The sequence below is a fragment of the Roseibium sp. AWQ4_254 genome (genome assembly GCF_056161025.1).
The window spans coordinates 229,054-241,625 of the sequence record NZ_JBSWYH010000001.1; the positions used below are offsets into that span (position 1 = coordinate 229,054).

Here is a 12,572-nt window from a genome sequence, read left to right on the forward strand (position 1 = left end):
TTGAGCGGGCTCCGCCCATAATCAGGATCTTGAAGCCTCTTTGGCTGAGCACTGTCCCTCCCGTTTCGAAACGGGAGGGGTAAAAAAGTCCCCGCCGCAAAAGGCGGGGTCAGTCGGTTCGAGCGCCGCGCTTGGTGGCCTCAGGTCTTTTCAGCGGCCGTGACGCCGTAGACCGCTTCAGCGGCCGCTCCGTCAAGCAAGCCGTTTTTCACATCCAGGCGCACTTTTTCAGGATTACGGGTCTTTGGGTCGCCATAGCCCGCGCCGCTGGAAGTGACGACCCGGACCACGTCATCGGTTGTCAGAGGCAGCTCAGAGACGAAGGCATAACGCGTGGTTTCCCCGCCCTTGATCACCTCCACATAATTGCCGGATCCTTCCTGGCCGCCCGCAAGGCCCCAGGGCTTGATCTTCGAGCGGGTGTATCCGGCCGTGACAAAACCTTTGTGGGTACGGATGCGGTATTCCAGCAGCAGGCCCCGGCCGCCGGTGAAGGCGCCTTCACCGCCGGGGGCGGTGTTCAGCTCCATCCGGTCGATCAGAAGCCCGTTGCGGGCCTCTGAGATTTCCGCCGGGGTGTTGAACGTCTCCCCATGGGAGGAGGAAAAAACACAGGTATTGCCGTCTTTTTCCGGACTGCCGCCCCAGCCGCCAATCTGGGGTTCAATAATGGTATATTGTCGGCCAGTGTCCGGGTGAATGCCGCCGATGAATGTGCCGCAAATGGAGGAAAAGTGCCCGGCTGGCAGCCGGTCCGGCATATGCGGGGCAAGGCAGCGCCAGACGAGATCGGACACACGGATGCCGATCTCGTAATAGAAGCCGACCGGGGCGGGCGCCTCGGCATGGAACACGGAACCCGGCCGGGTCAGCACTTGCAAGGGCCGGTAGCAACCGTCATTGGCTGGGGTCTCGGACGAGATCATCGATTTGAACACGGTCTGGACCGAGGTCACCGCTTCATCGCGGCTGGTATTGGTGGGATTGTCGGCCTGGTCGGGATTGTCGCGCAGGTCGACAATGAAGGCCGTGTCGGAAATGGTGATCTTGACGTTGAAAAACCGCCCGTCATCCTGTTCCTCCGTCAATTCAAACGTGCCTTTGGGCAGCCGTTTCAATTCGGCAAGGGTCGTTTTTTCACCAAGGTCCAGAAAGTTTCCGACCGCATCGCAAAAGACATCCGCGCCATATTTTTCGGCCAGCGCCTCCAGACGGCGGGCGCCGACCCGGACAGAGGCAATGGCTGCCCAGACATCTCCATTCAGAAAGTCGGGCATCCGGCTGTTGCATAAAAGGATATCCATCACCGACTGATCGGTTTCCCCTGCCTTGATCAGCTTGATGGCCGGAAGGCGCAGGCCTTCCTGAAAGATCTCCGTCGCCTTTCCGGTCAGCGACCCGGGGGCCATGCCGCCCACATCGGAATTATGGGCGATATTCGCGGTCCAGGCGATCAGGCGGCCATCCACAAAGATGGGCATGGCCAGAACCAGATCGTTCAGGTGAGTGACACCGCCATGATAGGGATCGTTGGTTACAAAGACGTCGCCCGGGGCGACATCGTCACCAAACTTGCCGATCAGATAGGTTACCGCCTTGTCCAGAACCCCGACGAAATGGGGAATGCCTGCGCCGGAGGCCACGATCCGGCCTTCTGCGTCACAGACACCCGTGCCCATATCAAGCACTTCGTAGATGATCGAGCTCATGGCCGTCTTGCGCATGGCGGCGAACATTTCGTCCGCTGCGGCCTGAAGGGAATTCTGGATGATTTCCAGTGTGATGGGGTCCTGCGCGCTCATGACGGGTCTCCCAGCTCGATGTGAATGTTGCGGTAAGCGTCCAGAGTGACCCGGTTGCCCGGGTGAATGACGATGGTTGTTCCGGGATCTTCAATGATGGCCGGCCCCTGAAACGCCATGCCGGGCAGGAGTTTGTCCCCGTCATAGATCTGCGCTTCGTGGCGGCCTTCCAAAGCGTAGTCGACCATGCGCTCGCCTTTGAGTGCAGCGGAAGCGTCTTCCGGCCCGAGCTCCGCCGGTTCCATTTCCAGCTTGCCGATTTCCGCCCGGGCGACCAGATGAATACCGACCATTTCGACCGGGGCGTCCAGCCGGTAGGTGTATTCCTTTTCGTAAAAGACGTGGAAATCCTCCGCGATTCTGGCCAGTGCGGCATCGGTGACCTGCCCGGTCAAGGGCACTTCCGTTGTGTGTTCCTGGTTCTGGTAGCGGAATTTGCCATAGCGCAGGAAGGATAGTTTTTCAGGCTCAATCCCTTCGGCTTCAAAGGTGCTGCGGGCGGTGTTTTCTGCCTCTGCGAAAACCGCTTCAATCAGGCTGGCGCTGCCATCGGCCAGATCCGCAAGCTGGGTGACAAAATAGTCCCGCCGCAGGTCAGACATCATCATGCCCCAGGCGGAAAAGACGGAGGCGGCGGCCGGGACGACCACCTTGCGCACCTGGAGTTCCTGCCCAAGGGCAACCGCATGCATGGCCCCGCCGCCGCCAAACGCCAGCAGCGTGAAGTCGCGCGTATCATGCCCCCGGTTGAGGCTGACCAGCTTCAGCGCATTGACCATATTGTTGTTGGCGATGCGGATAATGCCCTTGGCCGCCTCATCGGCACTGATACCAAGCCCGTCGCCAACCTCCTTGAGGGCTTCTCCCGCGGCGGCCATATCGGCCGTGACCGTACCGCCGCAGAAATAGTCCTTGTTGATGCGTCCAAGCCAGAGATTGGCGTCCGTGGTGGTGGCTTTCTCGCCGCCCTTTCCATAGGCGGCCGGGCCGGGCAGGGCGCCTGCAGACTGGGGCCCCACATGCAATTTGCCGAAATCATCCACCCAGGCAATGGACCCGCCGCCATTGCCGATCTCCACCAGATCGACCACGGGCACCATGATCGGGTAGCCGGCTGAGCTCCGGCTGCGCTCGATCCAGTAATCGGTCATGATCCGGACTTCGCCATTTTCAATCAGCGAGCATTTGGCCGTGGTCCCGCCGATATCAAGGGCCAGGATGTTGGGTTCCCCGATCAGCTTGCCAAGTTCCGCTGCGCCCCAGAAGCCGGAGGCCGGGCCGCTTTCCACCATGTTGATCGGGACGGCAGAGGTCGCCTCCAGGCTGTCGACCCCGCAATTGGACTGCATGATATAGGGGCTCTGCCGGAGGCCTTTGCTTTTCAATCCCGCATCCAGCTTGCCGAGATAGCGGGCGGCCACTGGCTGGACATAGGCGGACAGGACAGCGGTGTTGGAGCGCTCGTATTCCCGCCATTCCCGGGTGATCTGGTGGGAGGCCACGGCAGACACCTCCGGCCAGAGAGAGCGGATTGCAGCCAGAAGAGCTGCTTCATGGGCCGTGTTGGCATAGGCATGCAGCAGGCTGACCGCCACTGCGGCTACGCCTTCGGCCTTGAACGTCTCCAGAATTCTGGCAAGGCCGCTCAGATCGAGCGGTTTGAGCTCCTTACCCTTGTAACTCATCCGGCCGGGAAGCTCGGCGCGCAAATGGCGCGGCACAAAAGGCGCTGGTTTGGTGTAGTGCAGATTGAAGAAGTCAGGCCGGTTGCCGCGGGCGATCTCCAAAGTGTCCCGGAAGCCTTCCGTGGTGATCAGACCGACCTTTACGCCCTTGCGCTCGGTCAGGGCGTTGATGACAACTGTGGTGCCATGGGCCATGAAGTCCACTTCTGCAGGCGGAATGCCGCCCTTTTCCAGGACGTTCAGCACGCCGTTTTCAAAATCTGGCGGCGTGGTATCGGATTTCGCGGTCACGATCCGGATTGCCCCGGTTTCCGCGTTTTTCTCAAAGGCAACGAGATCCGTGAAGGTGCCGCCGACGTCGGTCGCAACACGGCGTGTTGTGTGTGTCATGAGCAATGCTCCGCTTGAAGATAGCCGGCGGCGGCAAAGACTAGTGTGCCGGGGGCAATGAGAGAGCGGGCCCTTTCGATCCGTGGCGGGTCAAAATGGCCTGCCTTGTCGAGGCAGTTGAGCGTTGCACGCACCTTGCCACCGATGGTGACCGGGATGTTCAGGCAGCTTTCGCAGCCAAGGGACTGGATCAGCGCGTGGTCGGAAAAGACCTCGGTGATCTCATTGATTGTGTTGGCGACGAAGAATTCCCGCCGCTCCAGCACCGTTTTGCTCCAGCTGTCCTGATGGAGGGGTTTCTCACCGCTGACAGGGTAGGCCTCGGGCATGTTGGTGAAGCTGCGGCGGGCCACCTGACGGGGCCAGTTGATCTCCATGAAGGTGATCAGCCGGGTATCCAGGGTCTCTGCGACCAGCTGCGCGAGCGCATTATAGGCGGTTTCAGGCTGGCCTGTGCCTGCGGCAACGGCCTCCAGCAAAGGGCTCATGCGGTCTCCGTGAGTTTGTCCCGCAACGCCAGTTCCTCTGGATCAACCACAGGCACGGCCCCGATCAGGGTGCGGGTATAGGAATGTTCAGGGTGTTCGAAGATCTGCCGGACCGGGGCCAGTTCCACCAGCTCTCCGGCCTTGAAAACCGCCACGCGGTCGGCAACGTTGCGCACGACCGCCAGATCATGGGTGATGAAGATGTAGGTCAGCCCTTTGCTTTGGCGTAGATCGTTCAACAGATGCAGGACGCGGGCCTGGACCAGCACATCCAGCGCCGAGGTCGGCTCATCCAGGACGATCAGTTGCGACTGGCAGGCCAGGGCGCGGGCAATGCCGACCCGCTGGCGCTGTCCACCGGACAGGGCCGATGGGGGCCGGTGACGCATTTCCGGCTCCAGACCGACCTCCCGAAGGGCGGTTTCGACAAGGGACCAGCGCTCGGACGGTGCACCGATGCCATAGACATCCAGCCCCAGGCGGATCGACGCGCCGACACTGCGTTTGGGATTAAGCGCCGACAGCGGGTTCTGCTGGACCAGCTGGATGGCCCGGCGCTCCGCCTTGCTCCGCCGGGAGTGGAGCGGGGCGCCGGACAGGGTGATTTCACCGCTGGTCGGGGCAAGAATGCCCAGGATCATATTGGCCAGGGTTGTTTTGCCGGAGCCGCTTTCCCCGACCACCGCCAGGCATTCGCCGGGCTGCACATCCAGGTTCAGGCCCCGGACCGCGTGAACGTTGCCAGCGGGGCCGTGAAAGACCTTGGAAAGGGCCTTGAGGGACAAGAGCGCTGTCATGTGTCAGAGCCTCCGTGATGCACCGGCGCATCCAGAAAGGCGCGGTCAACCTCGGCAATGTCGGGCAGGCCTCCGCCGGTGATGCGCGGCACGGCTGCCAGCAGCGCCTTTGTGTAGGGATGGCGCGGGTCTTCGAACAGGGCGGCGGCAGGGCCGTCCTCCACGATCCGGCCGCGATAGATCACATAGATCCGGTCGGCAAATTCCCGTACTACGCCCAGATTGTGGGAAATGAACAGGACCGATGTTCCGGCGTCGTCGACAAGGGTTTTCATGAGTTTCAGGGTTTGGGCCTGAACCGTCACGTCGAGTGCGGTGCCTGGTTCATCGGCCAGCAGCAGCTTGGGGCGGTTGGCCAGCGCCATGGCAATCATCACCCGCTGGTTCATGCCGCCCGACAGCTGAAAGGAATAGCTGTTCAGAACCCGGGCCGGATCGCTGATGGCCACGAGGTCCAGCCACTGGGAGGCGGTGTCCAGCGCCTCCCGTTTTGGCAGGTTCGGCGTGCGCCGTCTCAGGACGTCGGTAAACTGGCTGCCTATCGGGAACACCGGATTGAGGGACGAGGTCGGGTCCTGAAAGATCATGGAGATGTCGGTGCCGCGCAGGGCCTGCCGCTCCTTGCGCGGCATGTGCAGGCTGTCGCGGCCGTCGAACTGTACCGTTCCGCTGAGCCGGGCGCTGCGCAGTTCCTGAATCAGGCCGAGAATGATACGGGCGGTGACCGATTTGCCCGAGCCGCTCTCGCCGACAAGGGCCACCCGTTCGCCCTTGTGGATCGCAAGGTCAATACCGTGCAGCACCTCGGTCAGACCGCGATGGGATTTGAAAGAGAGCTTGAGGTTGTCGATGTTCAAAAGAGGGGTCACTGCTCATCCACTCCCAGCACCGAGCGCAGTCCGTCGCCCAAAAGGTTGAAGCCGAAAACGGCCAGTAGGATGGCCAGGCCTGGAAAGACGGTCAGCCACCAGCTGTCGGGCAGGTAGCGGGCGCCTTCGGCCACCATGGAGCCCAGATCCGGGGTTGGCGGCTGGACGCCCAGGCCCAGGAAGGACAGGGAGGAGGCAATGATGATCACGAAGCCCATGTCGAGGGTCATCTTGGTGATGACTGCCGGCAGACAATTGGGCAGGATTTCACGGAAGGTGATGTGCACCGGTGAGGCGCCGATCACTTCGGCGGCCAGAACATAGCCTTCTTCGCGCTCTGAGCGGGCGATGTTGTAGACGAGCCGCGCATACCAGGGCCACCACATGACCGTGACTGCCAGCATGGCATTGGTGAGGGTCGGCTCAAGAACGCCCATCATGGCAATGGCCAGAACGAGCGGGGGGATCGACAGGAAAACATCGGTTAGCCGCATCAGGACAGCTCCGGTGAGCCCGCCGAAATACCCAGCGGTCAGGCCAATGATGGTGCCGATGGGGGTTGCGATGGCCAGAACCACAAGGCCGAGGCCCAGAGAGATCCGGTAGGCATACAGAATGCGGCTGAAGAGATCCCGGCCGACCAGGTCCGTGCCCATCCAGTTGCGGGCGGTCGGAGCCTGATTGGCATAGGCAAAATCCACCACGGCGCCGTTATGGTCCGGAAATGGGGCCAGAAGCGGCGCGAACAGGGCGGCCACAACAATGGCGGTCACCACGCCCAACCCGAACAGGGACAGGGGACTGGCGGCCAGAATACGGAGGCTGCGCGTCATGAGCCGGCCCTCGTGGAGTGGCGGATACGCGGGTTCAAAAAGGCGATCAACAGGTCCACAATGATGTTCACAATCAGGAAGGTGAGAGCGATGATCAGGACCGTGCCCATAATGGCATTCAGGTCCTTGCGCAGGATGACGGCAACGCCATAGCGCGACAGGCCTGGCCAGGCGAAGACCGCTTCCACCAGGAAGGCATTCCCCAGCATCGCTGCCAGATCCAGGCCGATAATGGTCAGAGAAGGGATCAGTGAGGGTTTGAAGGCGTAGTGATTGGCGATCCGGGAAGGGAAAAACCCATAGGCCTGAGCCATCTCGATATAGGGTTTGTGGTAGGTTTCCACCATGTTGGCCCGTGTCAGCCGGGCGGCCTGACCGATGCCGGACAGGGCCAGTGCAATCGCAGGCAGGACAATGTGCCAGAGCGCATCGGCAAAGGCAGTCAGGTCGCCGCGCAACAGCGTATCCACCAGAAGAAACCCGGTGACCGGTTCAATGGTGATGCTGTCGGACATCTGTCCGGCAATCGGGAAGAGCGGTAGATAATAGGCAAAGAGCAGCATGAGGATCACGGCCCAGACGAAGCTGGGAGCCGAGACGGTGAGCAGCGCCAGAAGCCTGATGGCGTGATCGGGCCAGCGGTCGCGGAACCGGGCCGACAGGATGCCGAGCGGCAGACCGCAGGCCACCATCACGATGCCGGCAACGATCACCAGTTCCAGGGTTGCGGGCAGGAACTCGGCAATGTCTCGGGTTACGGGCCGGTTGGTATAAAGCGAGATGCCCAGGTCGCCCTGGCTTATATCGCGCAGGAAATAGCCATATTGCACCACAAGCGGTTCATCAAGATGAAGCTCTGCGCGCAATTTGCCGATCTGCTCATCTGTTGCGTTCGGTCCAAGGGCAATGCGGGCCGGATCGCCGGGGATGACCCGGGCAATGCAGAAAATCAGTACGGAAACCCCCAGCAGAACGATCAGGGAGATGCCGAGCCGCTTGAGCAGAAGGCTGAGAATGGGAGACATGGATGGTCTTGCCGGATCCGGGGTGATGCTGGACAGGGCACCGGGCGTCTCCACCCGGTGCCGGTGCTGCGTGAGACAGGTTTATTCGCCGGTCATTTCCATCAGGCGGAAGGAAAAGCCCATGCCATCCAGACCGAAGGCCTTGGAGGGGTCGGACAGAGCCGGAACTTTCACCCGGTTGGAGGCGGCAAAGACCGACTGCCGGTCAAAGCCGTAGATGGTCGGGGCAAGGTCCAAAAGCCGCGTATTCAGCTTGGAATAGGCTTCGCTGCGGGCCGCGTCGGACGTTACTGTCCGGCCTTCATCAAGGTCGGTGTCGACCTCTTTGTCCTTCAGATATTCCGGGGACTGCCAGGTGCCCGCATTGGCTGAATAATACATACCGTAGAGCAGCGTGTCCGGATCGCCGGTGACGGCATTGACAAACAACTGGCTGATATGGAGCGTGTTTTCCGGCTTCGAGACCTGTTCGGCAAACAGGGCCCAAGGCAGCTTCTTGATATGGGATTTCACCCCAAGCTGCTGCAGATTGGACTGGAGCAACAGGGCAAAACGCTCTTCCAGCGGAACTTCAGCAATCCAGCTCACCTCGATATCGATGCCGGAGGGATCGTATTGGCAGGCGGCCAGGTAGTCCTTGGCCTTGGCCATGTCCTGCTTGAGGATCGCGTCTTTCGGGTTTGCGCCATACATGCCGACAGGAATGGCCCCGGTCGCAGGCGATCCGGCGGAGACCTTGTCGGTGATGGCGATCATCTTGATGGCGGTGGCATAATCGAACGCGCTGGAAATTGCGCGGCGGCAATTCACGTCATCAAGTGGCGCCTTGGTGGTGTTCATCTTGATGTAGAACCCGCCGGAGCCGCTTTCAGTCAGAAGCTGGGCCCCTTCCTTGGCCAGGGACTTGATCACTTCCGGCGGCAGCCATTGGGAGGCAATGTCATGTTCACCCCGGGACATCAGGGTGCGGACCGTGGCTGCTTCCAAACCATAGCGCAGGCGCACCGTATCAGGGGCAGCCTCCTGAATGCCAAGGAAATAGCCGCCATTCTTTGCCATGACGGTTTCTTCCTGCGGATTGTGCGCCGTCACGCTGTAGGCGCCGGATCCTGCTCCGTGGGCAGACAGGTAGCTTTCGCCCCATTCGTCATCGCCCTTGTTCGCTTCTACCAGCGCCTTGTCGATGATAGGCAGGCGCACCAGCGACGCCAGGAACGGCGCATATGGTTTGGCCAGGGTGAATTTCACGGTCAGGGGATCGGCCGCCTCTGCGCTCACATCCTGAAAGAGATAGGAAAGGCCCTGACCAAGTGCCTGCATGCGCTTGAGGGAATAGACAACGTCTTCAGCGGTCAGTTTGTTGCCACTCTGGAAGACAACGTCATCGCGCAGGGAGAAGGTGTAGGTCGTCCCGTCGGTCTCCCAGCTTTTCGCCAGATGAGGCACCTGTCCCGGTCCGCCCTGTCTAGGCAAAACCAGCGTATCATAAACGTTGAACATCAAAATGCTGTCGGCATAGTCGGAGGCTTTGGCGGGGTCGAGTTCGCCCACAGCCACTTCGTCGAGCCGCAATACGGTTTCGGCAAAGGTCTGCGTATTAAAGGCTGACATCGCGAGCAGCGCGGCAGCCACTGTTTTCATTCCAGCTTTCATGACTTACCCCTCTGGGATTGTATTTTTACTGACGTTTTTGTTGCTTGTTTTATGGGTTGGTGACGGATGGTCACCGCCGAAGACGTCCATGGTTCCGCACCACAGCATGCGGGTGAAGGCGGCGGTGTGGTTCCAGCTTGAATGGGTCTTGCGGGAATCGAAATGTACGGAGTCTCCTGCTTTGAGAACGTCACGGATGCCATCGATCTCCACCGTCAGTTCGCCTTCCAGAATGAAGAACATCTCTTCCCCCGCATGGCTGATCGGCTCGGATCTGTAGCCGGGCTCCTCATGCACGATCACCGAATGCAGAACACTTCCTGCAAAGGCGGAGGACAGGCGTTCATATTTTTGGACGGCGCCGGGCACCGCGAATCGCTTCCGGGTATCCTGGCGGGTGAGATGGGCCTCGTTCATGGACTGGTCCGGCGCGCTCAGGAAGCGTCCAAGCGGCAGGTCCAGCACCTCGGCGATCGAAACAAGCGAGGACAGGGAGGGAGCGGACAGGCCGCGCTCCACCTGACTGATAAAGCCGACGGAGAGCCCTGCGCGCTCGGCAACGCTCTGCATGGTCAGCTTGAGCGCCTTGCGCTGCTTGCGCAGGGCACTGCCAAGCTGTTCCGCGTCTGAAATGGAGCTGTCAGGTGTTTTTTTTAGCATGGCTAAAAAACAATCATACTGATCAGGCGGCGTCAATCTATTTTAGTCTGGCTAAAAAAATTCGGAGCGCACTCGAACATCACTGGTTTGCACGCTGTTGACCCTTCGCAGCGGGAATACGCAGTGCCTCATCTCGGGGGAATTGGGTCGGGCGGCTTGAGACGCAGCAAAAAAATCCTGTTTAACGTCGGTTGCACGGCCCCTTTTGCGGGGCTGACTCTGGTAGAGTTTCCAACGGATCGTACAACTTATCCACTCCTATAAGTTGTTGAGTGATGCGTAACGAGATGTTGCGGCTGGTGCAATCAGACGTCAATAAACAGGGTGGTCCATGCAGAGACTGGATTTCGAGCTGGATAAGGCACAGGTCAAGCGGGCCTGGGGCGTCATTGACCGGCAGTTTCAGGATCTGGGGCTTACGCTGCAGCGGGGCTCCGACTTTGATGTGGTCGAGGCTTTGGCCGAAGCCAGTGAGGCACCGCCTCTTGAGGGGCATTTCACGCCAACCCTCAACACCTACACACCTTCACAAGCCTTCTGGCTGATCTTGAGTGACCGGGAAGGGCAGATGGTTGGCCGGGTCTGTGCCAGGTTTGACCAGATGCAATATCCCATGACCTTAACGGATTTCTGGCGCAAATATTTCCACCGCTGTTATCCGAATGTGGAGGGCGGACAGGTTCATCTAACGCCCGAACAGCCCCGGGTCGGACGGCGGATCACCGGAGATGTGGTCTATCTGGGCGGAACCTTTGTCGCGCCCTATTGGCGGAGGCACGGTCTGGGCGGACTGTTGAACCAGCTGGCCCAGATTGAGGCGCTCGATGAATGGGGGGCGGGCTATTACTACGGCTGGATCCAGGGTCACAACTTCCTGGATGGCTTCTGGCGCGAATGCGGCTTTACAAGATGCTGCCACCATGCGCTGACATGGGCCGAGCCAATGCCTGATACGCTGGATGCCAACTTGATTTTTGCAGGCAATAGCGTGGATGACGTGTGCGATCTGATAGATCGCGTTGCTCGTGGACTTCCAATAGCTCCATCAGGCAGAAAATCCGGGCGATCCCGGCCCGAGTCTCAAACTTGACCAGAAGGCGCTGCAGCGTCATGTCGGGGACGGCCGGTCCCAGCCGGTCGCCCGTGCGTTGTATATCAAGCCAGGGCGTGCCGGAAAAGGCGGTGTGATAGGCTGTCGCAACGCCCGCACGATAGGCTTTGGGCAGAAAGCTGGTGGCCGGTTTCGGGGTCTCCGGGTCCAGGGCCTCGGGGAAGAACCGCCGAAAGGTGGTGCGGTTACCGGCAAAGGTGATTTTCGGAACTTCCCCCGGCTCGGCCGTGGGCAGGGTCAGAAGCAGCCACGGGCTGAGCTTGGTCATGCGGCTGTCGCGGATCATGATCCCGCTGTTTTCCTTCCAGGTGTCAAGCAGGAACTGGGCCCGTTCCCCAGCCAGCCCGTTTTCCACATTGGAAAGGGGGAGCGGCTCAACAAAGGTAGGTTTGCTCATCAATCTGTCCAAACGGTTCCGGGTTCGGCTGGAAGCCACGCTGGATTGCTTCAGCAAATATATCTGTTCGTGCCGCAACGGCAAGTTCAGCCCGTTCCGCGTCGCTCAACAAGCTGGTCTGTTCATGGTTGAACATGTTGAAACAATGAAAATCGAGCAGATAGAGGCAGTCATATCGCGCCGCGATTTCAAACAGCTCCAGAAATGCCAGCTGTTCTTTGGTAAAGTCCTGTTCGCTCATGCGTCTTGGGTCTCGCTTTTTCTCCAGGGAACCGGCGCAGTGCCTACAACACGCGGCCTCGGGATTACTTCTGTAGTTTCACCAGCGCTTCGTAAACAAAGAAGACGCTGTCCAGGAGTTCGAACTGGTTCATCTGCTTGTCTATGGGTCTGCGGCTGTTTTGTTCCACAACGCTTTCAAGGGCTTTCAGATAAAGCTCCTTGTCCAGGCTTTGTCGGTGGCCGGGGGCTTCAGGGGAGCCGCCGCCGGGCAGGGGCGCTCTCAGTTCCTGTGACAGAAGCAGCATATGCTCGGCGCTGAGGGCCTGTTTGCCCTTCCGGATCCGGGACACGGACGCAGGCGTCAGGCTCAGGAGATCGGCGATCTCCCTGTTTTTCAGGCCACTGGCTTCGATGGCGTCATTGGCCCAGCTGGTAACGTTGAATCGGGGCTCGCCCACGTTTGCCTGCATGTTGCATGTCCCGTAAGGATCTCTTGCCAATCTGCTAACGAAATTTACGCTTCCTGGCAGGTCATTGCAACCGTTACGGCAGATGAATTGGTCCAGGTGCAGGCCGGAATTATACCACCCGCAATAAATATGAGCCTATTCGACCGTGACATGAGAGCGTTCAGCAAGGA

Annotated in this window: 12 protein-coding genes; 1 reads left to right on the forward strand and 11 read right to left on the reverse strand. The window is 60.0% G+C overall.

The genetic code is table 11. The annotated features are described in order from the left end of the window. Window positions 1–140 precede the first annotated feature (140 nt). The 9 genes from ACXAIC_RS01025 to ACXAIC_RS01065 form a co-directional block, all read right to left on the reverse strand. Entirely contained in the window at window positions 141–1,802 is a 1,662-nt protein-coding gene (locus ACXAIC_RS01025; protein WP_475172657.1) for a hydantoinase B/oxoprolinase family protein, read from the reverse strand. Beyond that, the gene (locus ACXAIC_RS01030; RefSeq protein WP_475172659.1) at window positions 1,799–3,877 is read right to left on the reverse strand and encodes a hydantoinase/oxoprolinase family protein; all 2,079 of its coding nucleotides are present in this window, start codon (window positions 3,875–3,877) and stop codon (window positions 1,799–1,801) included. The genes ACXAIC_RS01025 and ACXAIC_RS01030 overlap by 4 nt, the downstream gene beginning before the upstream one ends. Beyond that, on the reverse strand, window positions 3,874–4,365 hold the full coding sequence (locus ACXAIC_RS01035; protein ID WP_475172660.1) for a GAF domain-containing protein: 492 nt from the start codon (window positions 4,363–4,365) through the stop codon (window positions 3,874–3,876). Before ACXAIC_RS01035 ends, ACXAIC_RS01030 begins: the two co-directional genes overlap by 4 nt. Then, entirely contained in the window at window positions 4,362–5,162 is an 801-nt protein-coding gene (locus tag ACXAIC_RS01040; protein WP_475172661.1) for an ABC transporter ATP-binding protein, read from the reverse strand. The genes ACXAIC_RS01035 and ACXAIC_RS01040 overlap by 4 nt, the downstream gene beginning before the upstream one ends. Further along, complete coding sequence (locus ACXAIC_RS01045; protein ID WP_475172663.1) at window positions 5,159–6,031, reverse strand: ABC transporter ATP-binding protein; 873 nt, start codon at window positions 6,029–6,031, stop codon at window positions 5,159–5,161. Before ACXAIC_RS01045 ends, ACXAIC_RS01040 begins: the two co-directional genes overlap by 4 nt. After that, window positions 6,028–6,864 (reverse strand): ABC transporter permease, encoded by an 837-nt coding sequence (locus ACXAIC_RS01050; RefSeq protein ID WP_475172664.1) that lies wholly within the window; start codon window positions 6,862–6,864, stop codon window positions 6,028–6,030. Before ACXAIC_RS01050 ends, ACXAIC_RS01045 begins: the two co-directional genes overlap by 4 nt. Beyond that, window positions 6,861–7,889 (reverse strand): ABC transporter permease, encoded by a 1,029-nt coding sequence (locus ACXAIC_RS01055; RefSeq protein WP_475172665.1) that lies wholly within the window; start codon window positions 7,887–7,889, stop codon window positions 6,861–6,863. Before ACXAIC_RS01055 ends, ACXAIC_RS01050 begins: the two co-directional genes overlap by 4 nt. Window positions 7,890–7,970: 81 nt before the next feature. Further along, window positions 7,971–9,530: an ABC transporter substrate-binding protein gene (locus tag ACXAIC_RS01060; RefSeq protein ID WP_475172666.1), complete on the reverse strand. Its 1,560-nt coding sequence runs from the start codon at window positions 9,528–9,530 to the stop codon at window positions 7,971–7,973. 15 nt (window positions 9,531–9,545) lie between these two features. After that, window positions 9,546–10,202: a helix-turn-helix domain-containing protein gene (locus ACXAIC_RS01065; protein ID WP_475172668.1), complete on the reverse strand. Its 657-nt coding sequence runs from the start codon at window positions 10,200–10,202 to the stop codon at window positions 9,546–9,548. A gap of 331 nt (window positions 10,203–10,533) precedes the next feature. Here ACXAIC_RS01065 and ACXAIC_RS01070 point away from each other — a divergent pair, with 331 nt between their 5' ends. Continuing rightward, complete coding sequence (locus ACXAIC_RS01070; RefSeq protein WP_475172670.1) at window positions 10,534–11,292, forward strand: hypothetical protein; 759 nt, start codon at window positions 10,534–10,536, stop codon at window positions 11,290–11,292. A gap of 395 nt (window positions 11,293–11,687) precedes the next feature. Here ACXAIC_RS01070 and ACXAIC_RS01075 read toward each other — a convergent pair whose 3' ends face one another. After that, complete coding sequence (locus ACXAIC_RS01075) at window positions 11,688–11,951, reverse strand: hypothetical protein (RefSeq protein WP_475172672.1); 264 nt, start codon at window positions 11,949–11,951, stop codon at window positions 11,688–11,690. A 64-nt stretch (window positions 11,952–12,015) separates the two neighbouring features. Beyond that, window positions 12,016–12,402 (reverse strand): helix-turn-helix domain-containing protein, encoded by a 387-nt coding sequence (locus ACXAIC_RS01080; RefSeq protein ID WP_475172674.1) that lies wholly within the window; start codon window positions 12,400–12,402, stop codon window positions 12,016–12,018. Window positions 12,403–12,572 lie beyond the last annotated feature (170 nt).

Bases quoted from the DNA above. Each gene is read 5' to 3' on its own strand.
- ACXAIC_RS01035 (WP_475172660.1), bottom strand. From the start codon at position 4,365: ATGAGCCCTTTGCTGGAGGCCGTTGCCGCAGGCACAGGCCAGCCTGAA.
- ACXAIC_RS01075 (WP_475172672.1), bottom strand. From the start codon at position 11,951: ATGAGCGAACAGGACTTTACCAAAGAACAGCTGGCATTTCTGGAGCTG.
- ACXAIC_RS01060 (WP_475172666.1), bottom strand. From the start codon at position 9,530: ATGAAAACAGTGGCTGCCGCGCTGCTCGCGATGTCAGCCTTTAATACG.
- ACXAIC_RS01025 (WP_475172657.1), bottom strand. From the start codon at position 1,802: ATGAGCGCGCAGGACCCCATCACACTGGAAATCATCCAGAATTCCCTT.
- ACXAIC_RS01030 (WP_475172659.1), bottom strand. From the start codon at position 3,877: ATGACACACACAACACGCCGTGTTGCGACCGACGTCGGCGGCACCTTC.
- ACXAIC_RS01070 (WP_475172670.1), top strand. From the start codon at position 10,534: ATGCAGAGACTGGATTTCGAGCTGGATAAGGCACAGGTCAAGCGGGCC.
- ACXAIC_RS01040 (WP_475172661.1), bottom strand. From the start codon at position 5,162: ATGACAGCGCTCTTGTCCCTCAAGGCCCTTTCCAAGGTCTTTCACGGC.
- ACXAIC_RS01050 (WP_475172664.1), bottom strand. From the start codon at position 6,864: ATGACGCGCAGCCTCCGTATTCTGGCCGCCAGTCCCCTGTCCCTGTTC.
- ACXAIC_RS01065 (WP_475172668.1), bottom strand. From the start codon at position 10,202: ATGCTAAAAAAAACACCTGACAGCTCCATTTCAGACGCGGAACAGCTT.
- ACXAIC_RS01055 (WP_475172665.1), bottom strand. From the start codon at position 7,889: ATGTCTCCCATTCTCAGCCTTCTGCTCAAGCGGCTCGGCATCTCCCTG.
- ACXAIC_RS01080 (WP_475172674.1), bottom strand. From the start codon at position 12,402: ATGCAGGCAAACGTGGGCGAGCCCCGATTCAACGTTACCAGCTGGGCC.